The sequence below is a fragment of the Collinsella aerofaciens genome, assembly GCF_964243765.1.
Taxonomy (GTDB): Bacteria; Actinomycetota; Coriobacteriia; order Coriobacteriales; family Coriobacteriaceae; genus Collinsella; species Collinsella aerofaciens_BU.
In genome coordinates, this window is sequence record NZ_CAXTGI010000013.1 from 1 (window position 1) to 23,683 (window position 23,683).

The 23,683-nt window shown below is 65.6% G+C and carries 21 protein-coding genes; 15 read left to right on the top strand and 6 right to left on the bottom strand.

The features are described from left to right. The 14 genes from ACESSC_RS08685 to cobK all read left to right on the top strand — a co-directional run. Positions 1-482: cobalamin biosynthesis protein (locus ACESSC_RS08685; protein WP_373162511.1), on the top strand; the 482-nt coding region annotated here is incomplete at its 5' end. Continuing rightward, positions 482-1,225 carry a precorrin-3B C(17)-methyltransferase gene (gene cobJ / locus ACESSC_RS08690; RefSeq protein WP_373162513.1) on the top strand — a complete coding sequence of 248 codons (744 nt, stop codon included), beginning with the start codon at positions 482-484 and terminating at the stop codon, positions 1,223-1,225. The genes ACESSC_RS08685 and cobJ, both read left to right, overlap by 1 nt. Beyond that, positions 1,213-2,685: a precorrin-6y C5,15-methyltransferase (decarboxylating) subunit CbiE gene (gene cbiE, locus ACESSC_RS08695; RefSeq protein ID WP_373162515.1), complete on the top strand. Its 1,473-nt coding sequence runs from the start codon at positions 1,213-1,215 to the stop codon at positions 2,683-2,685. The genes cobJ and cbiE overlap by 13 nt, the downstream gene beginning before the upstream one ends. Then, positions 2,682-4,064: a cobyrinic acid a,c-diamide synthase CobB gene (locus ACESSC_RS08700; RefSeq protein WP_373162517.1), complete on the top strand. Its 1,383-nt coding sequence runs from the start codon at positions 2,682-2,684 to the stop codon at positions 4,062-4,064. The genes cbiE and ACESSC_RS08700 overlap by 4 nt, the downstream gene beginning before the upstream one ends. After that, positions 4,057-5,199 carry a nicotinate-nucleotide--dimethylbenzimidazole phosphoribosyltransferase gene (locus tag ACESSC_RS08705; RefSeq protein WP_373162519.1) on the top strand — a complete coding sequence of 381 codons (1,143 nt, stop codon included), beginning with the start codon at positions 4,057-4,059 and terminating at the stop codon, positions 5,197-5,199. The genes ACESSC_RS08700 and ACESSC_RS08705 overlap by 8 nt, the downstream gene beginning before the upstream one ends. Further along, complete coding sequence (locus tag ACESSC_RS08710) at positions 5,196-5,744, top strand: bifunctional adenosylcobinamide kinase/adenosylcobinamide-phosphate guanylyltransferase (protein ID WP_055250409.1); 549 nt, start codon at positions 5,196-5,198, stop codon at positions 5,742-5,744. The genes ACESSC_RS08705 and ACESSC_RS08710 overlap by 4 nt, the downstream gene beginning before the upstream one ends. Positions 5,745-5,746: 2 nt before the next feature. Further along, positions 5,747-6,508 (top strand): adenosylcobinamide-GDP ribazoletransferase, encoded by a 762-nt coding sequence (cobS, locus tag ACESSC_RS08715; RefSeq protein ID WP_373162521.1) that lies wholly within the window; start codon positions 5,747-5,749, stop codon positions 6,506-6,508. A 41-nt stretch (positions 6,509-6,549) separates the two neighbouring features. Further along, a complete protein-coding gene (locus ACESSC_RS08720; RefSeq protein WP_373162523.1) occupies positions 6,550-7,506 on the top strand; it encodes a histidine phosphatase family protein in 957 nt (318 codons plus the stop codon). Beyond that, complete coding sequence (cbiB, locus tag ACESSC_RS08725) at positions 7,506-8,480, top strand: adenosylcobinamide-phosphate synthase CbiB (protein ID WP_373162575.1); 975 nt, start codon at positions 7,506-7,508, stop codon at positions 8,478-8,480. Before ACESSC_RS08720 ends, cbiB begins: the two co-directional genes overlap by 1 nt. Beyond that, a complete protein-coding gene (locus ACESSC_RS08730; protein ID WP_373162525.1) occupies positions 8,477-9,700 on the top strand; it encodes a pyridoxal phosphate-dependent aminotransferase in 1,224 nt (407 codons plus the stop codon). The genes cbiB and ACESSC_RS08730 overlap by 4 nt, the downstream gene beginning before the upstream one ends. After that, positions 9,693-11,192 (top strand): cobyric acid synthase, encoded by a 1,500-nt coding sequence (locus ACESSC_RS08735; RefSeq protein ID WP_373162526.1) that lies wholly within the window; start codon positions 9,693-9,695, stop codon positions 11,190-11,192. The genes ACESSC_RS08730 and ACESSC_RS08735 overlap by 8 nt, the downstream gene beginning before the upstream one ends. Beyond that, positions 11,189-11,704, top strand: coding sequence for a cob(I)yrinic acid a,c-diamide adenosyltransferase (locus tag ACESSC_RS08740; RefSeq protein ID WP_373162527.1), 516 nt, complete (start codon positions 11,189-11,191; stop codon positions 11,702-11,704). Before ACESSC_RS08735 ends, ACESSC_RS08740 begins: the two co-directional genes overlap by 4 nt. Continuing rightward, positions 11,705-12,346, top strand: a complete 642-nt coding sequence (locus ACESSC_RS08745) for a precorrin-8X methylmutase (protein WP_373162529.1) — start codon at positions 11,705-11,707, stop codon at positions 12,344-12,346. Continuing rightward, positions 12,343-13,116, top strand: a complete 774-nt coding sequence (gene cobK / locus ACESSC_RS08750) for a precorrin-6A reductase (protein WP_373162530.1) — start codon at positions 12,343-12,345, stop codon at positions 13,114-13,116. The genes ACESSC_RS08745 and cobK overlap by 4 nt, the downstream gene beginning before the upstream one ends. Before the next feature lie 214 nt (positions 13,117-13,330). Here cobK and ACESSC_RS08755 read toward each other — a convergent pair whose 3' ends face one another. The 6 genes from ACESSC_RS08755 to metK form a co-directional block, all read right to left on the bottom strand. Then, positions 13,331-14,545: an ABC transporter permease gene (locus ACESSC_RS08755; protein ID WP_373162531.1), complete on the bottom strand. Its 1,215-nt coding sequence runs from the start codon at positions 14,543-14,545 to the stop codon at positions 13,331-13,333. Next, the gene (locus ACESSC_RS08760) at positions 14,542-15,315 is read right to left on the bottom strand and encodes an ABC transporter ATP-binding protein (RefSeq protein ID WP_373162532.1); all 774 of its coding nucleotides are present in this window, start codon (positions 15,313-15,315) and stop codon (positions 14,542-14,544) included. Before ACESSC_RS08760 ends, ACESSC_RS08755 begins: the two co-directional genes overlap by 4 nt. Then, positions 15,315-16,739: an efflux RND transporter periplasmic adaptor subunit gene (locus ACESSC_RS08765; protein WP_373162534.1), complete on the bottom strand. Its 1,425-nt coding sequence runs from the start codon at positions 16,737-16,739 to the stop codon at positions 15,315-15,317. The genes ACESSC_RS08760 and ACESSC_RS08765 overlap by 1 nt, the downstream gene beginning before the upstream one ends. Positions 16,740-16,871: 132 nt before the next feature. Then, positions 16,872-18,596: a L,D-transpeptidase gene (locus ACESSC_RS08770; protein ID WP_373162535.1), complete on the bottom strand. Its 1,725-nt coding sequence runs from the start codon at positions 18,594-18,596 to the stop codon at positions 16,872-16,874. 140 nt (positions 18,597-18,736) lie between these two features. Continuing rightward, on the bottom strand, positions 18,737-20,344 hold the full coding sequence (gene sdaAA, locus ACESSC_RS08775; RefSeq protein ID WP_373162536.1) for an L-serine ammonia-lyase, iron-sulfur-dependent, subunit alpha: 1,608 nt from the start codon (positions 20,342-20,344) through the stop codon (positions 18,737-18,739). Positions 20,345-20,656: 312 nt separating this feature from the next. Continuing rightward, a complete protein-coding gene (gene metK, locus ACESSC_RS08780; protein ID WP_118449357.1) occupies positions 20,657-21,937 on the bottom strand; it encodes a methionine adenosyltransferase in 1,281 nt (426 codons plus the stop codon). A 266-nt stretch (positions 21,938-22,203) separates the two neighbouring features. On the opposite strand from metK, the gene gltX reads away from it, so the two are divergent. Continuing rightward, the gene (gene gltX / locus ACESSC_RS08785; RefSeq protein ID WP_373162537.1) at positions 22,204-23,679 is read left to right on the top strand and encodes a glutamate--tRNA ligase; all 1,476 of its coding nucleotides are present in this window, start codon (positions 22,204-22,206) and stop codon (positions 23,677-23,679) included. The last annotated feature ends 4 nt before the right edge of the window (positions 23,680-23,683 follow it).

Genomic DNA, 23,683 nt, shown 5'->3' on the forward strand with positions numbered 1-23,683 from the left:
CGGGCGAGGTCGTACCCGCCGGTGTGACGGGGAAGCCGGCGGGCGTGCGGGCACAGGCGCCTGCCCCCGAGTCGCTTCGCCTTGTCGTGCCCTGCATCGTTGCGGGCATAGGGTGCCGTCGCGGTGCGTGCGCCGAAGCGATCGGGGAGGCGCTTCTTCTCGCGTGCGGGCAGGCGGGCATCTCGCCTTCGGCCGTGCGCGAGGCGGCGACGATCGACGTGAAGGCGCACGAGGAGGGTCTGCTCGCCTTCTGCCGCGCGCGCAATATCCCGCTCGCGACGTATTCCGCAGAGGAGTTGTCGCAGGTCGAAGGCAGCGTTTCGCCATCTGATTTCGTGCGCGCGACGGTGGGGGTCGACAATGTGTGCGAGCGCGCGGCGCTCGCGGGCGGGGGCAAACTTATCTTCCCGAAGCTCGCTCACGGCGGCGTGACCGTCGCGTTTTCCAAGGTAACTATCGAACTTTCGTTTAAGGAGCGGTGATGGGAAAGCTCTTCGTGGTGGGGATCGGCCCGGGCGGCCCCGACGGCATGACGATTGCGGCTCGGCGCGCGCTCGAGGCGGCCGACATCGTTGTGGGGTACACGAAATACGTGGAGCTCGCGCTCGCCGCCGTGCCCGACGCGGCGCATCTCGCGACGCCGATGATGCGCGAGGTCGAACGGTGCCGCCTGGCGCTTTCGCGCGCGCAGAGCGGAGAAGCCGTGGCGCTTGTGTGCAGCGGTGACGCGGGCGTGTACGGCATGGCGAGCCCCGTGCTGGAGCTTGCGGAGGACTACCCCGATGTAGACGCGGAAGTTATCGCCGGGGCCACCGCGGCTCAGAGCGGGTCGGCGGTGCTCGGCGCCCCGCTTGCCCACGACTTCGCGGTCGTGTCGCTCTCCGACCTGCTCACGCCGTGGGAGGTCATCGAGCGCAGGCTCGCTGCCGTGGCGAGCGCCGACTTCTGCATCTGTTTGTACAACCCGCGCAGCAGAAAGCGCGCCGACAGGCTCTCGCGCGCGGCGAAGATTATGCTCGAATGGAAGGCCCCCGACACGCTCTGCGGCTGGGTACGCAACATCGGGCGCGAGGGGCAGCAGTCGGGCATGTGCAGGCTCTCCGAGCTGGTGGAGTTCGACGCCGACATGTTCACCACCGTGTTCGTCGGCAACGCGGACACGAAGCGCATAGGCGGCCGTATGGTCACGCCGCGCGGGTATCGGGAGATTCCATGCGAAAGGTAACGATCATCGGGGCGGGGCCCGGAAACCCCGACTTGCTCTCGCGTGCGGCGCTCGACGCGATCGACATCGCCGACGTGGTCATCGGCGCTCATCGCGCGCTTGTCGGCATCGACGTGCCGCCCGACGTGGTGAGATGCGAGCTCGTGAAGACGGCGGACATCGTCGCCGCGCTCACTGATGCGGCGTCGTGGCAGCGCGCCGTGGTCGTGATGACGGGCGATGTGGGGCTGTTCAGCGGCGCGCGCCGCCTGGTGGAGGCGCTCTCCGGCGACGCGCGGGTGGACGTGCGCGTCATTCCCGGCATAAGCTCAGCGTCGTATCTCGCCGCGCGCCTCGCGCGTCCATGGCAGGATTGGCGCTTCGCGAGCGCTCACGGCGTGGCGTGCGACATCGTGGCCGAGGCCGAGCGCGCAGGTGAGCTCTTCCTCGCCACGTCGGGCGGGGAAGACCCCTCGCGTCTTTCGGGCGAGCTTGTGCAGGCGGGCTTCGGGGACGCGCGCGTGACGGTGGCCGAGCGCCTGTCGTACCCCGACGAGCGCATCACCTGCGCGACCGCAAGTGAAATCGCAGGTCAGACGTTCGACGACTTGAACGTGATGCTTATCGAGTTCGCAGGCTGCGCCGGTTCGCCTGCGGGCTCTAGCGCAGCCTCCGAGGCGCCGGCCGGCGCGTCTGCGCCCGCGGCGGCTTCTTTCGCGGCGGACTCTGCGGGCGCATCCCGCGCCGCGAGCTCCCGCTGGCCGTACGCTTCCTCGGGCATTCCCGACGAGCTCTTCATCCGCGGCGACGTTCCCATGACCAAGCAGGAGGTGCGCGCCGTCGCGCTCGCGAAGCTGCGCCTTACCGCGACCGACACCGTGTGGGATGTCGGCGCCGGCACGGGGAGCGTTTCGATCGAGGCGGCGCTCGTCGCGCGAGCGGGGTCGGTATGGGCGGTCGAGCGCAACGCGGCCGGCGTGCGGCTCATCCGAGAGAACGCGGATGCATTCGGGTGCGGCAACGTGCATTCGGTCCCCGGTGTCGCCCCCGAAGCGCTCGCGAAACTGCCCGTCCCCGACGCCGTGTTCGTCGGCGGGAGCGCGGGCGAGCTTCCCTCCATCGTGGAGGCGGCGCTCGAGAAGAACTCGCAGGTTCGCCTGTGCGTGCCATGCGTCACCGTTGAGACGCTCACCGAGGCGTGCGCGCTCCTCTCGGGTTCGCGCTTTAAGGGGTTCGAGGCGTGCCAGGTGTCGGCCGCCCGCGCTGAGGCTGTAGGCTCGCACCATCTTATGAAGGCGCAAAACCCCGTGTTCCTCGTCAGTGCGCGCGGTGCGAGCGCGGATGCCGAGGAGCTTGCCGAAGTCGGCTCGCTTGCTGAGTCGCCTTTCGGGGAGGACCCCTCTGTCGAGGGGAACCCATCCGTTGAGGTGGTCTCGCTTGCTAACTGCAACGCCGCAGGTGGGGAAGGCGGTGCCCGGTGAGCACGTCCATCCCGCGCTTCATGGTCGCTGCGCCCTCGAGCGGGAGCGGCAAGACGGTCGTAACGTGCGCGCTCCTGCGCGCGCTCGCGCGCCGCGGCCTTGCATGCGCGGCCTTCAAATGCGGCCCCGACTACATTGACCCGCTCTTTCATCGCCGCGTCGTGGGTGCGTGCTCGGGCAACTTAGACGGCTTCTTCACTGACGCCCCGACGCTGCGCGCCCTGCTCGCACGCGGCGCCGCGGGCGCGGATGTCGCGGTGCTCGAGGGGGTCATGGGCTTCTACGACGGCATGGCGCCCGGCGTGGCCGACGCGAGCAGCTATCAGGTTGCGCGCGACACGGAAACGCCGGTCGTTTTAGTGGTGAACGGGCGCGGGGCGTCTTTATCGCTCGCCGCCGTAATCCGCGGCATCGCCGAGTTCCTGCCTTGTGCGAACGTGCGCGGCGTCGTGCTGAACAAGACGAGCGCCGCTGCCTGCGCCTACGCGGCGCCTGCGATCGAGAAGCACACGGGCGTCGCGGTTTTGGGGAATATCCCCGCCGACGAGGCTTTCTCGCTCGAAAGCCGGCATCTGGGGCTTGTGACCGCCGACGAGGTCGAGCAGCTCTCCGCGCGCATCGGCAAGATGGCCGAGCTGGTGGAAAAGAGCGTTGACGTCGACCGCTTGCTCGAAATGGCGGCGACGGCACCCGATATCCGCGAGGAACCTTACCGGTTGGAGCCGATCGCGGGAGCGCGGCCCATCGTCGCCGTCACACGTGACGAGGCGTTCTCGTTCTACTACGAGGAGAACCTGCGCGCGCTCGAGGATCTGGGTTGCGAGCTGGCCTTTTTCAGCCCCCTGTGTGATAGCGAGTTGCCCCGGGGGACAAGCGCCCTCTATCTGGGGGGCGGCTACCCGGAGCTCCATGCGCGGCAGCTCTCCGAGAACGCGCCGATGCGCGAGGCGGTGCGGCGCGCGGTGGAATCCGGCATGCCGACGGTCGCCGAATGCGGTGGGTTTCTGTACCTGCAGCGCGAAATCGCCGATAGCGAGGGGCGGCGCTGGCCTGTTGCGGGCGCCCTTGAGGGCGCAAGCGAGAACGGGGGAAGGCTGTCCCATTTCGGGTACGTGGAGCTCACTTCCCAACGCGACGGGCTTTACGGGCCGCGCGGCACACGCATCCGCGCGCACGAGTTCCACTACTGGCAGTCCACCTGCCCGGGCGGCGACTTTTGGGCGCAGAAGCCCCGGCGCGACAAGGGCTGGCCGTGCATGACGACCACCCCGTCCCTGGTGGCGGGCTTCCCGCATGTGTACTATCCTGCGAACCCCGACGTTGCGCGCGCGTTCGCGTCTGCCGCAGCGTCGTTCGCAGAGAGGAGGCGGCATGGCTGAAGCAACCGAAACCGCGCTTGCCTGCATCCGCGAGGAAGTCGAGCGCGCGTTCTCGTCGGCGCCGGGCGCCGTGCTCGAAGCCGCGCTTTCCCGGATCGCGCCCGCAGACGAGTGCGCCCGTGCCGCCGCGTACGCCGCGTGGGACTCCATCGCGCACCCCTTGGGGGGATTGGGCGACTTTGAAGACGCCGTCGCGTGTATCGCCGCAGCTCAGGGGAGCGCCGAGGTGGCCGAGTTTCCCCGTGCGCTCGCGGTATTCTTCTCCGACAACGGGGTCGTTGCCGAAGGCGTGTCGCAAAGCGGGCAAGATGTGACGCGAGCCGTCGCGCGCAACATGTGCGAGGGGGCCGCGAGCGCCTGCCGCATGGCGGCGTTCGCGAGTGCCGAGGTCGTGCCCGTCGACGTGGGTATGGCCCGGGGCATAGAAGACGCGCGCATGGTGCGCGCGAACGTGCGGCGGGGGAGCGGCAACATCGCTCTCGGCTCCGCTATGTCTCGCGATGGGGCCGTGCGCGCGATCGAGGTCGGAATCGCCGTCGCGTGCGGGCTTGCCCGCGCCGGCGTGCGCCTTCTCGCCGCGGGCGAGATGGGCATCGGCAACACGACCACCTCGGCGGCGGTGGCCGCAGTGCTCATCCGGGCGGACGCGCGGAGCCTTGTCGGGCGCGGCGCGGGGCTCTCGGACGCCTCGCTCGCGCGCAAGCGCGACGTGGTCGAGCGCGCTATCGACGCGAACTCGCCCGATCCCGCCGACCCGATCGACGTGCTCTCGAAGGTGGGCGGCTTCGACATCGCTGCGATGTGCGGCTTCTACCTGGGGGCCGCGGTCTCGAAGGCGCCGGCGCTCCTCGACGGGGTCATATCCTGCACGGCGGCCCTGTGCGCGGCGCGCCTGTGCCCCAACGCCTTGGGCTACCTCGTGGGCACCCACGCATCAAGCGAACCCGCAAGCCGGGAGCTCCTTCGCGAGCTCGGCATAAAGGCGCCCCTCGACGCAGGCATGCACTTGGGCGAGGGCGCGGGCGCCATGGCGTATCTGCCCCTTCTGGATTCGGCGCTGCGCGTGTACCGGGGTGGGAAGACGTTCACGGCGACTGGCATGGCTGCTTACGAGCATTTCGAGGCCGGGAAATGACGGTGACGCTCGTCATCGGCGCCGCCGCGAGCGGCAAGAGCGCCTACGCCGAGTCCCTGTGCCTCGGGCACGACGGCCCCCGCGTGTACCTGGCAACGATGGAGCCCTTTGGGGAAGAGGGCGCCCGCCGCATCGCGCGCCATCGGGCGCTGCGCGAGGGCAAGGGGTTTTCCACCCTCGAGCGCACGCGTGACGTGGGCGCCGCAGTGCCCGGGCTTCCGCGCGGCTGCACGCTTCTTTTGGAGGACGTGGGCAACCTGGTTGCGAACGAGCTTTTCGCGGAAGGCGGCTTGTCCCCACGTGACCCCGACGCTGCGGCGCGCGAGGTGCTCGGAGGCATCGAACGGCTCGCTCAGGCCGCTGCGTATACGGTGGTGGTCACCGTCGACGTGTTCGCCGATGGGATGCGCTACGATGAGGGGACCGAGGCATGGAGGCGCGCGCTCGCGCGCGTGAACGCGGGCGTGGCGGCGCTGGCCGACCGCGCAGTCGAAGTGGTATGCGGGATTCCCGTGTGGATGAAAGGTGAAGGACCTACAAGGTGAAGATGGTAGAGGCAATCGGCGCGGCGTTCGGAACGTTCTCGCGCATCCCCGTCCCGAAATCGGCCTGGACCGATTTCGGGTCAACCCATGCGCTTGCCGCGTTTCCCCTGGTGGGCCTGGCGGAGGGCTTCCTCATGACGGTGTGGGGGCATGTGGCGAACCTGCTCGACGTGCCTGCGACCATCGTCGCGGCCGTGCTCTTGGCGCTGCCTGTGGCGGTGACGGGAGGCATCCACCTAGACGGGCTCTGCGACACCTCCGATGCGCTTGCAAGTTGGGCCCCGCGCGAGCGAAAGCTCGAGATCATGCACGACCCGCGGGCGGGCGCCTTCGGGGTCATCGGTGTTGTTGTGTACCTTATTCTGCAGTTTTCCCTGTTCACCGCGCTGCCGCTTACGGCGGGGGCGTTCCTCGCGCTTCTGTGCTCGCTCGTGTTCTCCCGCTCGCTTTCGGGGCTCGCCGTTGAATGCTGGCCTGCCGCGCGGGCGGACGGCATGGCCGCGGGGCTCTCGCCTGCGAAGAAGCGCGCGGCGATCGTCGTGCCGCTTTGCGCTTTCGCTGCGGCTTCGGCTGCAGGGATGGTCGCGTGCGTTCAGGCCGTCGGCGCCCTTATGGCGGTGGCGGGGCTTTTGGCGCTCGCGTGGTACCGCCATGTTGCTCTGTCCCGCTTCGGCGGGGTGACGGGGGATTTGGCCGGATGGTTTCTGCAATGGGCCGAGCTCGCGATGCTTGCCATGCTGGTGGTGGGGGGCATGCTCCTATGATGCTCGTGGTAGGTGGCGCGCATTCGGGGAAGAGGACCTTCGTGCGCGAAAAGCTCGGGTTCGCGGCGGACGATTTCGTCGACGCGGCGCAGCTTGCGGAGGGCGGCGTGCCCGCGGCTTTTGCCGGCCGCGTCGCATACCATGCTGAGGAACTCGTACGCGCGCTCGACGCTGACCGGGCGCTCGAGCGGCTGATCGGCTTCGACGCAGTGATTCTGCCCTTGGTCGGCTCGGGGGTCGTCCCCATGCGTGCGGAAGACGCCCAATGGCGCGAGCGCGCGGGGCGCCTGGGATGCGCGCTCGCTGCGCGCGCTGACGTCGTCGTGCGCATGACGTGCGGGATTCCCCAGGTCATCAAAGGAAACCTTGCCGATGCGCCTCGAGGGACGCAGGGCGCGGGCGCGCCTTTGGAAGTCGTCTTCGTGCGCCATGGTGCCACGGCGGGCACGGAAGACCATCGCTACAGCGGGGCGGGCACCGACGAGCCCCTGTCGAGCGCGGGCGAGCGCGCTTTGCGCGACCTCGCGTGCTATCGTGACGCGTTCCGTGTTATCACGAGCGGCATGGCCCGCACCGACCAGACGGCGCGCATCCTCTTCCCGAACGCGGAGCTTATGGCGTGCCCCGGTCTGCGCGAGATGGATTTCGGCGACTTCGAGGGGCGAAGCGCTGCCGAGCTTAAAGAGGATGCGCGCTACCGCGCCTGGGTAGACTCCTGGTGCGAGACGCGCTGCCCGCATGGCGAGGGCAAGAGCGATTTCACCCGCCGCGTCGTCGCGGCGTTTCGGGAGGCGTGCAAATCGGAGCGCGCCCAGGGGAGGGGGCGCGCCGTCTTCGTCGTTCACGCGGGTACCGTGAAAGCGCTGCTCTCCGAGCTTGCTGTCCCGAAAATGGGATACTTCGACGTGCATACCGAGCCGGGCGGCGCATGGGCCGCCACCTGGGATGGGCGCCGCCTTCGCGACGTTCGCCCCGCTTCGGGGGGCGATGCCCGGTGATGACGATTCTTGCCGTCGCCGCCGGGTTCGCGGCCGACCTTGCCTTCGGCGACCCGCGCTGGCTTCCCCATCCCGTCGTCGCCATGGGGCGCGCGATCACGTGGGCCGAAGGCCGCCTGCGGGGCGCATTCCCGCAAACGTCCGCGGGCATGCGCGCCGCAGGGCTTGTGCTCGCCGTGGCGCTTCCGCTTGCGTGTGGGCTTTTGACCTGGGGAATCCTGCATGTTTGCGGCATGGTTCACTCCGGCTTGCGCTTCGTGGCCGAGGCATGGGCGAGCTATCAGATTCTCGCGGCATGCGAGCTGCGCCGCCAGAGCCTGGCCGTGGCCCGCGCGTTCTCGAAGGGCGGCCTTGTCGCGGCGCGCGAAGCCGTCGGGCTCATCGTGGGACGCGACACGTCTGTTCTCGACGAGCGGGGCGTCGCGCGCGCCGCCGTGGAAACGGTGGCGGAGAACGCGAGCGACGGCGTCATCGCGCCGCTTTTCTACCTTATGATCGGGGGTGCGCCCTTGGGCATGGCGTACAAGGCGGTGAACACGCTCGACAGCATGGTGGGCTACAAAAACGAGCGCTACATCGACTTCGGCTGCGCCTCGGCGCGCCTCGACGATGCGCTGAACTGGATTCCCTCGCGCTTATCGGCCCTGCTCATGATCGCCGCGTGCCCGATCGTCGGGCTCGACGCGCGCGGGGCGGCGCGCATCTGGCGCCGCGACAGGCGTCGCCATGCGAGCCCGAACGCGGCGCAGACCGAGTCGGCGTGCGCGGGCGCGCTCGGGCTGCGCCTGGCAGGACCCGCGGTGTATTTTGGCAAGCTCGTTGAGAAACCGACGATAGGCGACGCGTCCAGCGAAATCGAGTGGGGCGACATCGCCCGGGCGACAAGGCTCATGCTCGCCGCGTCCGTATGCGCGCTCGTCGTCTTCGGTGCCGCGCGCGCGGCGGTCGTGCTCGCCGTGGGGGCGATGGCATGAGGGAAGACCACGTCGCCCCCCGGGCTGCCGGGGGAATCCTGCGCGCCCGTACGCATGGGGGCAGCGCGCAATCGCTCGGCATCGCTTGCGAAGGGGGCGCCTCCGACCTCATTGACTTCTCGGTGAACGTGAATCCGGCAGGCCCCTCGCCGCGCGCCGTCGCCGCAGCTTGCAAGGCGCTTTCTCGAATCGACGCCTACCCCGATAGGGAAAGCCTCGCCCTCGTTCGCGCGCTAGCGCGCGACCAGGGCATTCCCGAAGATACTATCGTCTGCGGCGCGGGCGCGTCCGACATCATCTGGCGGCTCGCCGCGGCGGTGCGCCCGAAACGCATCGTCGTGTGCGCGCCGACGTTCTCTGAATATTCGGAGGCGGCATCGTACTACGGCGCATGCGTGCAGGAGTTCCCGCTCTCCGAAGCGGACGACTTCGACGTGCCCGCCTCCTTCGCCCGCGCGATCGAGGGGCCGGGAGACGTGGCGTACCTCTGCAATCCGAACAACCCGACGGGGCGCCTCGTCGACCCCAGCGTGATCGAGGCCGCGGCTTGCCGCTGCGAGCAGGCGGGCGCGCTGCTCGTCGTGGACGAGTGCTTCCTCGGATTTGCGCCCGACGCCCGCGAAAGGAGCGTGGCCGCACGCGCCGCGTGTTCGCGCCATGTGGCCGTGCTCTCCGCGTTCACCAAGCTCTACGGAATGGCGGGGTTGCGGTTGGGATATCTGATCAGCGGAAACGCCCAACTCATCGAGGGGATTCGCCGGGCGGGGCAGGCGTGGCCCGTCTCCTCGGTCGCCGAGGCCGCGGGTATCGCCGCCCTGGAAGACGTCGAATACGTCTCGCGCACGCGCGATGTATTGGAGGGCGAGCGAGCGTGGCTTTCCCACGAGCTCTCCTCGCTCGGGCTTTCCGTCGTGCCGTCGGATGCGAACTTCCTTTTAGTCCGCACGCCGGCGAAAGACATCCCCGAGCGCCTGTATGATCAGGGGGTTTTGGTCCGCACGTGCGACTCGTTTTCGGTACTGTCCCGTTTCTGGTGCCGCGTCGCGGTGCGCACGCGCAAGGAGAACGCCCGGCTTGCGATGGCGTTCAGCCGCGCGCTTCGGGCGGAAGGCGCATCGGGCGAAGGCGAACCCGACGAACGGGGCGGCGCTTCTTTCAGCGGCGCTATGGCGGGCGCGGATGGCCGAGGCTCGGCGAAGGAGGTCGATACCCGTGGGTAGGGCCAAGCCCATCATGATCCAGGGCACCATGTCGAACGCGGGGAAGAGCCTGCTCGCGGCGGGGCTGTGCCGCGTGCTTTCGCAGGACGGCCTGCGCGTGACTCCCTTCAAGAGCCAGAACATGGCACTCAACAGCGGCGTCACGGCCGACGGGCTCGAGATGGGGCGCGCCCAGATCATGCAGGCCGAGGCGTGCGGCATCGCGCCCGACGTGCGCATGAACCCCATCCTGCTCAAGCCCGAAAGCGGCCACCGAAGCCAGCTCATCGTGGCCGGCAAGGCGCAGGGAGCCTTCGCTGCGAGGGACTACTTCGCGCGAAAGAAGGCGCTCATGCCGCAGATTTTGGAGGCGTTCGATTCGCTCGCGGAGGAAAACGACGTCATCGTCATCGAGGGCGCCGGCAGCCCCGCCGAAATCAACCTTGCCGAAAACGACATCGTCAACATGGGGCTCGCGCGCGCCGTGTCCTCCCCCGTGCTGCTCGCGGGCGACATCGACCCGGGCGGGGTGTTTGCCCAGCTCTACGGCACGGTCGCGCTCCTTGCGCCCGAGGACCGCGCGCTTTTGCGGGGGCTTGTGGTGAACAAGTTCCGCGGCGATGTGGAAATCCTGCGCCCGGGTTTGGCCCCGCTCGAGAAGATGTGCGGGGTTCCCGTCGTGGGGGTCGTGCCGTATCTTACGCTCGACCTGGACGACGAGGACTCGCTCGCGCCGCGCCTATCTGCCCGCGAGGCGCGCGGCGTCATCGACGTCGCCGTCGTGCGCCTTCCGCATCTGTCGAACTTCACCGACTTCGACCCGCTTTCGCGCGTGTCCGGCGTGGGCGTGCGCTACGTTTCCTCGACGACCGATCTGGGCCGACCCGACCTGGTGGTGCTTCCCGGCTCGAAGACTACGCTCGACGACGCGCGCTGGCTTGCGGCTAGCGGCATCGGAGCCTGTGTACGCGCGCTTTCGGGCGCGGGCACGCCGGTGCTCGGCATATGCGGAGGCTACCAGCTTTTGGGAGACGAGCTTTCCGACCCGCACGGCAGGGAAGGCGCTGGCACCGCGCGCGGGCTCGGGCTCATCCCTGCAAGTACGGTGTTCAAGGAGGAAAAGCGCCTTGCCCAGTCGGAGCTGCGCATCACGGGCGCCCAAGGCGCGTTCTCGGCGTGGAACGGCATGACGGCGCGCGGGTACGAGATTCACGACGGCGAAACGACCGTCTCCTGCGCCCCTGCGGGCACGATTGGCGGCAAACCAGAAGGCGCGGCCTGCGGAAACGTGTTCGGAACCTATCTCCACGGCCTGTTCGACGAACCGGGGGTGGCGCTCGCCCTCGCTCGCTCGCTCGCGCGCATGCGCGGCCTGCCCGAGAGCGTCGTGGGTGCTGCGGGCGCGGCGTCCGCGGCCGATCACCGTGCGCGCGAGTTCGACCGCCTGGCCGACGTCGTGCGCGGGGCGCTCGACATGGAGTATGTCTACCGCATTATCGAGGAGGGCGTATGATCCACGTGTATCATGGCGACGGCAAAGGCAAGACCACGGCGGCGATGGGCCTCGCCCTTCGCATGCTCGCTGCAGGCCGCCGCGTCGTCGTCGTGCAGTTCCTGAAAGACGGCGATAGCGGGGAGGTGCGCCTGCTCGCCGAGCATTTCGGCGTGCCCGTGTTCGCGGGGAAGGCGTCGGACAAGTTTACCTGGTCGATGACGTCGGAAGAACTTGCCGCGACGTGCGAGCTGCACGATGGGAACCTCGCTTCCGCGCTCGCCGAGCTCGAGGGCGCGCAGGAGGGGCTGCTCGTGCTCGACGAGGCGCTCGACGCGCTTTCGAAGGGGCTTGTCGACGAGGCGCTCGTGGACCGCGCGCTCGATATGTCCGCGTGCGGCGTCGAAGTAGCGCTCACCGGGCGCGCGCCTTCCCGCAAGATCGTGGAGAAGGCCGACTACATAACCGAGATGCGGTGCGAGAAACACCCCTACGAGCAGGGGATATGTGCAAGGGAAGGAGTGGAGTACTAGATGGATTCCAAGGAGATGGCGCCCGGCGACATCGAGCGGCGCAGCTTCGAGATCATCACCGAAGAGCTCGGCGGCCGCACGTTCCCGCCGCTCGAAGAGCCCGTCGTGAAGCGCGTCATCCACACCACTGCAGACTTCTCGTACGCCGATTCCCTCGTGTTCACCCATGACGCCGCGCACTGTGCGCTCGACGCACTGCGCGCAGGGGCCACGGTGCTCACCGACACGAACATGGCGCTCGCAGGCATAAGCAAGCCCGCGCTCGAGAAGCTCGGCTGCAAGGCCGTGTGCTACATGGCCGACCCTGATGTCGCCGCGGCTGCGCGCGCCGCGGGCACGACTCGCGCCGTTGCGAGCATGGACAAAGCTTGCGACATCGAGGGTCCGCTCATCGTGGCCGTCGGCAACGCTCCCACAGCACTTCTGCGCCTCGCCGAGCTCATGGACGCGGGGAAGATCGCGCCCGCGCTCGTCGTTGGGGTGCCGGTCGGGTTTGTGAACGTGGTCGAGGCGAAAGAGGAGTTACTCGCGCGACGCGTGCCGGCCATCGTCGCGAGGGGTCGCAAGGGCGGCTCGACCGTGGCGGCCGCCATTATGAACGCGCTGCTCTACCAGATCACGCGCCCAGGCGGCCCGAAGTGACGGCGCCCGCATCCGCGCCGGCGCTGCGCATCTTCGCCGGCACCACCGAGGGCCGCCTTCTGTGCGAATGGGCGAGCGGGGCGGGCATCCCCGCCCGTGCCTACGCGGCAACCGAGTACGGAGGCGAGCTTTTGGGCGAGCTTCCGGGCATCGAGGTGCATGCGGGCAGGCTCGACGAGGCCGACATGGAGCGCGAGCTTTCCGGCGCGCGCATCGTCGTCGACGCCACGCACCCCTTCGCTACGCTCGCAAGCGGCAACATCCGGGCCGCTTCGCTCGCCGTGGGTGCACGATGCCTGCGCCTTGCGCGCCCGGCCGAGGCGCTGCCCAAAGGCGTCGTGTCGGTCGCGTCGATCGCCTGCGCGGCGCGCTTTCTCTCCGAGAACCCGGGTCGCGCGCTTCTCACGACGGGGAGCAAGGAGCTTGCTCCCTACACGCGCGTCGCCGATTTCGCGGAGCGCTTCTTCGTGCGTGTGCTCCCGCTGCCCGGTGCTATAACGAAGTGCATCGACGCGGGGTTTTCGCCGTCGCACGTCATCGGCATGCAGGGGCCCTTCACCCGCGAGCTCAACGAGGCGATGCTTCGGCAGGTGGGCGCCCAGTGGCTTGTGACCAAGGACTCGGGAACCGTAGGCGGCACGGCCGAGAAGATCGCCTCCGCGCGCGACGTGGGAGCGCGCTGCATCGTGGTCGCCCGTCCCGCCGAGGGAGGCGGGGCCCTTTCGCTTCGGGAAGTGGAAGACGCGCTCTTACGGGAGTTCGCGCGCTAGGCGCTTGCCGCGCCTAGCGCGCGAACTCCCGCCCGCGAGGAGGAGCGCCCCGAGCAAGCTCGACCCGTACAAGCCCGTCATCCATCAATAGCTCGAGGACGACGCCCAGAACTGGCGCAAACAGCTCTTCAATAAGTTGCGGTGAAATAGTGTCTGTTTTTGCTGCTAGATAGCATATTCAGTCCCTAATTCACCGCAACTTGTTGGTGGTGGCTTACTGGTAGCGTAGGCACTCCACCGGGTTGAGCTTTGCCGCGCGGCGAGCGGGGTAGAAGCCAAAGATTACGCCGATGCCGACGGAGACGGCGAAGGCCAGCAGCACCGTGGCGATTGAAAAGCTCGGTGTGATTTGCCCGCTGGCGCCGAGCTCGCTGAGAACCCCTGATCCTGCGGCAAACATCGCGAGGCCCCAGGCCAGCAGATAGCCAATCAGGACACCCAGCAGGCCACCGGTGACGCACAGTGCCGAGGATTCGGCCAAAAACTGAGAGGTGATATCACGTCGGCTTGCACCAAGCGCGCGGCGAATACCGATCTCGCGGATGCGCTCGGTCACGTTGGTGAGCATCATATTCATAATGCCAATACCGCCCACGAGCAGCGAAATGCCGGCAACCGCTCCCATGATGAGCGAGAAGGCGTCCATAAAGGAATTGAGGGAGTCGATAGCGCTTTTCATGGAGCTTACCGATACGCTATCGTACTCGTCGTCCTTCGAGATGCCCTTTATGCTACGCACCTTGGACTCGATGGTCTTGCAGAGCCTATCCATATCCGTGCCTTCGGCGGCGAGCGCCGTCACGCTCGGAAACGACGGATTGTCATCGCCGTAGAGCTCGGCGATCGCGGCCCGTGGCATGTACAGGTTCAGCGAACCCATGGATTCGTTGCCACCATCGATAACGCCGACAATTTGCACTTCTCCGCTCGACACCTTGATGGTCTTGCCGAGTGCGTCCTGTTCGTTACCGTACAGCTGCTCGGCACCGCCGCGGCCGATGAGCGCCACGCGCGCACCGGATTTTGACTCGATACCGTTGTAGGTGCGCCCTGCGACGATCTTGCTGGCGCCCACGGCATCGAGCATGTCGCTATCGACGCCGTGTGCCATGACGGTATAGCTTTTATCCCCGACCTTGTACTCGGAATAGGCGCTATCGACGATGCCGATCTGCTCAATCTGCGGCACCAGTTTGCGAAGCTTTTCCACATCCGAATCGGTGAGTTCTTGGGACGAATAGATCTCTACCATGCGGGCTGCATTGAGGCCCAGGCTGTTGACCAGGCTGTTTTGGATGCCGCCGATGAGCGAAGTCATGGCGATGACCGAGGCGATGCCAATGACGATGCCAAGGATGGTGAGCAGGCTGCGTCCCTTGTTGGCCTCGAGCGAGTGAAGGGCTTCTTGGACAAGATCGCGGGTGCTCATGCCTTCGCTCCTTTCGGCTGATTGGTGGTTGCAGAAATCGCGGGCAGGTTGTTGACGGCCCCTCGTAACGTATTCGGTGTATGCGCGACATATGCGCCGTCATGGATTCGCCCGTCACGGATGGTTACGGCTCGATCGGCCTCGGCGGCGATGCCGGGGTCATGCGTGATGAGTACGATGGTCTTGCCGCGTTTCTGGAGCTTGTGGAAGGTTTCCATGACGAGCGCTCCAGTGGCGGAGTCCAGGTTTCCCGTCGGCTCGTCAGCCAAAATGATAGGCGGATCGTTGACGAGGGCACGTGCGATGGCGACACGCTGCATCTGGCCGCCCGAGAGCTCGGATATGCGGTGGTCCCAGTGGTCGACGGGCAGCGTGACGGCCTGCAGCGCGTGCACGGCGCGCATTTCGCGCTGGCTACAGGGTACGTTGGTGTAGGCCAGCGGCAGCATGACGTTTTCGATAACCGACAGGCGCGGCAGCAGGTTGAAGCTCTGAAAGACAAAGCCGATGCTCAGGGCGCGGACTTCGGTGAGCTCGTCATCATCGAGCTCGGCCACGTTGAGCCCTTGCAGGTAGTAGTCGCCCGCCGTCGGCTTATCCAGGCAACCTAGGATGTTCATGAGCGTTGATTTGCCCGAGCCCGAGGGGCCGGTAATGGCGACGAACTCGCCGGGATCTACCGCCAGGCTCACGTTGTGCAAGATGTGGGCGCAACCCGCTTCGCTCTCAAAGATGCGGTGCACGTTGCGGATGTCGATGACGGGACGCATTACTTGCCCTCGTCGGCAGGCATGTTGTCGCCGCCGTCTGCCGTCATGCCTGTGCCGGTATCCGTCACGATGGTGTCGCCGTCGCGTAGCTTGGTAACCGGGACGTCTGGATTGATCTCGTTGCCCTGGTCGTCGCGCTTGACCTGCGTCTTACCGACAACAGCCTCGTTGTCGTTTTGCGTCACGACGGTCACCTTCACGCGGCGCGTCTTTTTACCCTCCGAATCGGTGGCCAAATTGACGTAATAGTGCTCGCCATCTTCGGTCATCAGCGCCATGGTCGGCACCATCACCACGTCGTCGAGCTTTTCGGTCACTACCGAGACCTCGGCAGTCATACCCGGCTTAAGGCGACTGTCAGGTGCTTCGATGAGGATGTCGACGTTAAAGGTCACGCTGCCGCCGCTCCCGGAGGAGGAGTCGGAGTTTGCCACCGAGGCGATAGCCGTGACGGTGCCCTGGCTCACGATATCGGGAAACGCGGGATAGGTCACGTTGGCGCTCTGGCCCACGGCGATCTTGGCGATATCCTTTTCGCCCACCTGAACCGTTACCTTCATCTTGGAGAGGTCGGCGATCTGCATGCACTGCTTGCCGCCGCTCGTATCGCTTTCGCCCATGATCATGCCGCCTGTTACCGTAGCGCCCACCTTGGCGTTGAGCTCCACGATGCTGCCCGAGCTCGGCGCCGTAACCGTGCGCCCGGCGGCCTTGGCGTTCGCCTGATCGAGGTTTGCCTGGGCCGATGCGAGGCTGCGCTGTGCGGCCGATACGGTGTTCGTGTCGGCGGACCCAGCGGAGGCGCCTGCCGCTGCGGCGGAAGCTCCATCGACGTCCGTCGTTGGGGTGGCCTGCGCGGAAGCTGCGGCTTTCTGAGCGTTGGCGAGGTCTTCTTGAGCGGCTGCTACTGCACGCTGCGCCTCGGCAACGTTGCGATCGAGCTCGTCGTTTTTAATGGTCATGAGCACGTCGCCCTCGTTGACGGATTGGCCTGCCTGCACGTTGATCGAATCGACCGTGCCGTCGACAGAAGGGGAGACCACTGAGGACGAAATGGGTTTGAGCTGGCCTTTCGCTTCGACCGTTGTGGTAAACGTGCCCTCGGTCACCATGTCGGTCACAGGCCCGCTGGCGCCCTGCGGCTGCGCATTGATAACCAGGGTTGCGACAATGGCAATGAGTGCGATGGCACCCACGACGCCGGCGGCAATACCGCGTCGAATCAGCTTTTTGCGCCGACGCTCGGCACGCTTTGCCTTGAGCTTTGCATAGGCTTCTTCATCGGAGATATCGGTCGAATCGTCGAGACTCGTTTGGGGCTGCTTGGTGTCTGCAGCGCTGATAATCGGCAGGGTCTCGGTGGCATCTTGGGGCATGCGAACGGAATCGTCAGGACCCGGATTGATCGTGGGGACCTTGGACATAGCGTCTCCTTTATCGATATGGCTCCGATAAGTATATACGCCCGTCGCGATAGGCGGGCGTATAGAAGTTGCGGATGACGGTACTGTAAGTTTTGTCGCCGTGCTGTTTACTTGTTGTAGACGTTAGCTGCGTTACGAGTGCACGACCACGCAGAGGCCGACTTTGATGCGCTCGTGGAGCGACTTGGCATCGGCCAGACGCAGGTTGATACAACCGTGGCTACCGCACCACTTGTACGATTCGGCGTTATCGAAGCTCTTGTCGTTTTGCCAGGTGGCGTCGTGGAATCCGACCATATTGCCCTCGAACGGCATCCAATAGCTGACCGGGCTCTCGTATTTGGGCTTGCCGGTCTCGGGGTCCTTGGCACCGATAAGCTTGCTGGCGCCATTGTTGCTGTTGATCTGCCATACGCCCTCGGGGGTGGCATCCTCTCCCGGCTTGCCAGAAATAAAGTTGGCCTCCCAAACGATATTACCGTTCTCGTCATAGTAGCGCGCGTGTTGCTCGGACAGATCGACGTCGATATACGCCTTCCAGTCGGGCTCTCCCTTTGCGGTAAAGGTGTCGGCCTTCTGGGAGTACTTGATCTCGATTTCGCCGGTCTGCTTGTTGTTAATGGCGTCCTCGACCTGCTTGGCGAGCGAGCTGCTGTCGATGGACCAACCAAAGTCACCGCCTTCAACGGCACACTGCTTGCCATCGGCGCGCGTCCACCAGCGAGTGGAGCCCACGGTATTAAAGCCGTTGGCGAGCTCGGCTGCCCAGCTGCTGATCTGCGACGTATCGAGCGTGGGGTTGGCCGGATCGGCAAAGCTGATCCACTGCAACACGGAGCTGCCATCAACCTTGCCGGCATCCTCGCCGTTGAGCTTGAGGGTCACGTTGACGCCCAAGAAGTTGTTGGCGGCATCGCATGCGGCCTGAATCTGATCATCGGTCAGCGTTCCATTGAGCGGCTCATAGGCATCGTTGCCGAGCTTGGAAAGATCTACGGTCTCGGCCAGCGAGGCAAGCTCGAGCTCGGCATACTTAATGACATGCTCGCGGTTGAGTTTTTCGTTGGAGCGCGCCTTCTCGACGGTAAACTTGCCGGCCTGCTCGTCATAGGAGCTATTGGCCTCGAACGCGCCCGAACGCCCCTCGTTAAACTCGTCGATGGCGGCGCCCAGATCCTTCTCAAACTGCTTTTGGTCAAAGGTGTCGGAGAGCATGGACAGGTCGACGTCTTGATCAAGATCGACTTCGTTGGAGCTAGCGGTTGTTTTGGTCTTGCCGCTTAAGGATTCTACAAGGCGAACCGGCCATACAATGGCTTCGTTGCGGCTGATAATCTCTTTTGCGGCAGCTTCGCCGTCGACAATGGGCTCATCGGACTCGGGCTGATAGGTCCAGCTAAAGTCATCGCCTGTCACGGTGAGCTTATAGTGCTTCCAAGCCGAGTTGACCTTGGTGGCGGCAGACGAAGCGTTGGAGAACGAGACATCGACGCCGGCGATAGTGGTGTTGGGGTAGGCTACCTGCGAAAACGCTACGACGCCTACGATATAGACAATGACGATAAGACCCAGGACGACAAAGAGCGTCGTCTTTTTGCCCGACTTATTGTTCTCGGCGGGTTTGCGTGCGGGGCCGCGATCGCCTCGAGCGTGCGTGGGGGGCTGCTTGGGCGCATTGCCATTTGCCTGGCGCTGCTGATGCTGCTTGTTCGGACGTTGGGAAACGTTTGCCGCACCTCGCTGCTGACCGCGGCTCGGCGCGATAGGACGCGGCGACTGAACGCCGCCTGTGTGCCTGCTCGGCTGCTGCGGATCGGGAATCAGTTGAGTTCGATCGTTTTGCGACATCGTATGCATATCCTTCGAATTTCGCCTTGCGGCTCATCGTGTTTTTACTGGGCTTGCATTATAGCGATTACCCAGTTGTTTGTGGTATGGAAACGGTGGCATTCAAAAGAGGTGGGACATTTGTCCCACCTTCGAGTCGTTCTTTGTCGCTATCCGCACACACCGCATTTTGCACAGGCCGAAAGTGCGGCCGGAGCCTGCGCGATGCCGCCCTTTGCCGTCTCGCGCAGCGTGACCGGCAACGCGTGGCCCACCGAAAGCATGACGTGTGCCATCTGGTCAAACGGCACCAGGCTCTTAATGCCGGCGAGGGCGAGTTGTGCGGAGCTAAAGGCGGCTGCCACGCCGATGGCGTTGCGGTTTTGGCAGGGCACCTCCACGAGGCCACCGACGGGGTCACAAACGAGGCCCAGCAGATTACTCAGCGCGATGGAACTGGCGTCGAGCGCCTGCTCGGGTGTGCCGCCGAGCATCTGCACTAGCGCGGCGGCGGCCATGGCGGCCGCACTTCCGACCTCGGCCTGACAGCCGCCCTCGGCGCCGGCAACGCAGGCGCTCGTGGTGAGGTTGAGGCCGATGGCGGCGGCGCAATAAAGGGCATCCATGACCTGCTCGTCGTCCAGCTGCAAATGGTCTGCGAGCGCCAGCACGCAGCCGGGCACAACGCCCGCGGATCCTGCCGTCGGAGCTGCGACAATCACGCCCATGGTGGCGGAGCGCTCGAGTACGGCCATGGCGCGGGCCACGGCGTCGGTCTGGACGGCGCCCATCAGGCTTATGCTCAGATCGTTTCGGCTGGTGGCATCGACAAGCTTTGCCTCGCCGCCGATGAGGCCGCCGAGCGAGCGCTGTGGATTGGAAATGGGGGCTGTGGTCTCTTCGCGCATGACGTCGAGTACGCGGCGCATGGCGGCGATAGCGTGTGCCTCGCCGGTCAGACGTGCCTCGCGCACGGCCATGACGGCGCCGATGTTGAGCCCCAGTTCTTCGCACGCATTGAGCAGCTGCTCGCCGTCGTCGAAGATTTCCTTTGCCGAGACGCCGGGGGAGAGCGACGAGGCAGAACCGGGGAGCTCGATAAAGGTCGCGTAATCGACATTGTCGAGCTTGCGGAGCATGGGGACGACGGTGTCGTCGGGGGCGCCGTCGGTCTCAAAGACGGAGTAGGCCTGGCCGCCCACTTCGGTGCGGTAGGTGCGGCAGAAGGCGATGTTCACATGGGCGTAGGCGAGCAGGTTGGTGAGCGCTGCGAGCACGCCGGGGACGTCCTGGTGCGCCACGAAGAGCGTGGAATACATGCCCGAGATGTCGACGCCGACGCCGTTAATGCGGCTGATGCGCATCTTGCCGCCGCCCAAGCTCTCGCCGCGGACCTGCGCCGTGGCGCCCGTGGCGTCGACCATATCGATGTCGACGGTGTTGGGGTGGATGGAGGCGTCGTCGCCCTTGATGTCAAAGTGATATTCGAGGCCCTGCTCACGTGCGAGGTCAAAGGCCTGCTTGATGTTCTCGTCATCGGTGTCGAGGCCCAGAATGCCCGCGACGAGCGCGCGGTCGGTGCCGTGGCCGCGGTAGGTGTGGGCGAAGGAGTTCCACAGGCCAAAGGTGACTTTGGTGATGCGGCCCTCGAGCAGGCTGGCGGCAACTTGGGCGCAGCGCAGGGCGCCGGCGGTGTGCGATGAGCTGGGGCCGACCATGACGGGCCCCAAAATCTCGAATGCCGAGGTCGTAGCTAGTGTTTGCGGCTTGCCTGCCATATGCGCTCCTGTTCTATCCCGTCGTCCCGAGGGACGGGGCATAAGGTCGCCTGCTCGGACAGTCCTGACTCGCACGGAGAGCACATTAAGTGCTCTCCGGCTCGTGCGGAACTCGCGATCGACCTTATGCCCCGCCCCTCGGGACTAAGGATACATGGTTGGAGTTGCTAGATGGCAAAATTCATTAGCTGGGGACGCAGCGTAGACTCATATCGAAGCATCTTCACCACCGGATTAATAAAAAAGAAGTACCGCTTGGGGGCGGTACTTCTTTTGAAAGCGTGTGCGTGTTGTGACCTTGGTGGTTCCCAATTACAGGCCACAGGCTGCTTTGAGTTCTTCGACTCGGTCGGTATTCTCCCAGGTGAAGTCGGCGTCTTCGCGGCCGAAGTGGCCGTAGGCTGCCGTCTTCTCGTAGATCGGTCGACGCAGGTCCAGGTCGCGGATGATCGCGCCCGGGCGCAGGTCGAAGGTCTTCTCGACGGCCTCGACGATCTTGTCCTCGGCAACATGCGCGGTACCGAAGGTGTCGACCATGATTGAGAGGGGCTTGGAAACGCCGATGGCGTAGGCAAGCTCGACTTCGCAGCGGTCGGCCAGACCGGCGGCGACCACGTTCTTGGCGACCCAGCGCGCGGCATACGCGGCGGAGCGGTCAACCTTGGTGCAGTCCTTGCCGCTAAAGGCGCCGCCGCCGTGACGGCCGTAGCCGCCGTAGGTGTCGACGATGATCTTGCGGCCGGTGAGGCCCGTGTCGCCCATGGGGCCGCCCACGACAAAGCGACCGGTGGGGTTCACGTAGATGTCCGCGTTGTCCCACGGCATGTTCTCGGCGGCCATGACCGGGGTGATGACGTGTTCGATGAGGTCGGCCTTGATCTTGCCCATGTCCTCAATCTCGGCGGCGTGCTGCGTGGAGATGACGATGGTCGTGACCTCCACGGGCTTACCTTCCTCGTAGCGCACCGTGACCTGGGTCTTGCCGTCGGGGCGCAGGTAGGGCAGGGTTCCGTCATGGCGCACGGCAGCCAGGCGCTCGGCCAGGCGGCTTGCCAGGTAGTGCGGCATGGGCATGAGGGTCTTGGTCTCGTTGGAGGCATAACCGAACATCATGCCCTGGTCGCCGGCGCCGATCAGGTCGATCGGGTCGGTGGTAGCGCCGGTCTGGGTCTCGAAGGACTCGTCAACGCCCTGGGCGATATCGGGCGACTGCTCGTGGATGAGGCTCATAACGCCGCAGGTGTCGCAGTCAAAACCGAACTTGGCGCGGTTGTAGCCAATGCGGCGGATGACGCCGCGGGCGATTTCCTGTACGTCGACGTAGGCCTGGGTGCGAATTTCGCCGGCAACGATGACGGTGCCGGTGGTCACGAGGGTCTCGCAGGCGCAGCGGACGTTCTCCACGTTGGCAGGAACGCCGTTGGGGGCGATGTAGCCCTGCTCCTGGAGCTCTATTTCTTTGGCGAGGATTGCGTCGAGGACGGCGTCGCTGATCTGGTCAGCGATCTTATCGGGATGACCTTCGGTCACCGACTCCGACGTAAAAACAAAGGACCCGTGTTGGGGTGGAATGGAACGAAGTTCTTCTGACATGATTGTCCTTTCAAAAACGTGTCCCGGCGACCGTTACCATTCCGCCGGGCTCTCTATGCAAGGGCACATCATAGCGCGTAAATCAAACATTCACACCCTTTCCGCACCCACTCATTGGGGACAGACTTAAATGACCAGTCGGGTGCTCATTGGGTAGTCATTTAAGTCTGTCCCCAATGAGTGGGTCGGTGCCCTTTGTGCGGAGGTTGCTTTGTTGCTTTATACTGATGCGGTTAGACATCCATCCTGCAATCGAGGAGATTTCCATGGCATCAGACGTTCGCGTCCGCTTTGCACCCTCACCGACGGGCAAGCTGCACATCGGCGGCGCCCGCACCGCTATCTATAACTGGGCTTTCGCCCGTGCTAACGGCGGCACGTTCATCCTGCGCATCGACGACACCGATCCCACCCGCTCCACCGACGAGAACACGCAGATCATCCTGCGCGCCATGCGTTGGCTGGGCCTGGACTGGGACGAGGGTCCCGAGGTAGGCGGCGACTTTGGCCCCTACGCCCAGACTGAGCGCCTGGACCTGTACAAGCAGGCCGCCCAGAAACTTTGGGACGAGGGCAAGGCCTATCCCTGCTTCTGCACCAAGGAGCAGCTCGACGCCGACCGCAAGGCCGCGCAGGAGCGCAAGGACCCCTTCCAGGGCTATCAGCGTCGTTGCCGCGATCTTGATCCCGAGGAGGCCCGCCGCCGCATCGAGGCCGGAGAGTCCTACGTCCTGCGCATCAAGGTGCCCGAGGACCGCGGCGACGTCGTCATCCACGACGCCGTTCACGGCGAGGTGACCTTCGACGCCAAGGAGCTCGACGACTTTGTCATCTTCCGCTCCGATGGCACGCCCACGTACAACTTTGCGACCGTCGTCGACGACGCCATGATGAAGATCACCCATGTCATCCGCGGCGACGACCACCTCTCCAACACCCCGCGCCAGGTCATGGTCTACGAGGCCCTCGGCGCGCCCGTGCCCACGTTCGCCCACATCTCCATGATTCTGGGCGCCGACGGCAAGAAGCTCTCCAAGCGCCATGGCGCCACCTCGGTGGAGGAGTACCGCGACGCCGGCTACCTGTCCGACGCTTTCGTCAACTATCTGGCGCTGCTCGGCTGGTCGCTTGACGGCGAGACCACGATCATCCCGCGCGATGTCCTGGCCAGCAAGTTCTCACTCGACCGCATCTCCAAGAACCCGGCGACCTTCGACCCCAAGAAGCTCGACTGGGTCAATGCCGAGTACATCAACGGCATGTCCGACGCCCAGTTTGCCGACGAGATCATGGTCCCCGAGCTGCACGAGGCGGGTCTCATCGAGGGTAATGTCGAGTACGGCGAGGACTGGATTGACGCGCTTGCCGCCATCGTCAAGCCGCGCACCAAGATGCCAGCCGACGCCGTGACCGTCGCCGCTCCCATCTTCGCTACGGCCGAGACGCTCGAGTATGACGAGAAATCCGTTAACAAGGGCCTGGCTAAGGAAGGCATGGGCGTCATTCTGGATGCCGCCAAGGCCGCGCTCGAGGGCGTGGACAAGTGGACTGCCGAGTCCATCGACGCCGCGCTTGAGCCGCTGCCCGAGCAGATGGACCTTAAGAAGCGCGTGGTGTTCCAGGCCGTGCGCGTCGCCGTCTGCGGCAACATGGTGAGCCCCCCGCTGGGCGAGACCATGGCGCTCGTCGGCCGCGACGACTGCCTGGCACGCATCGACCGCGCCCGCACGATGGCGCTATAGTAGA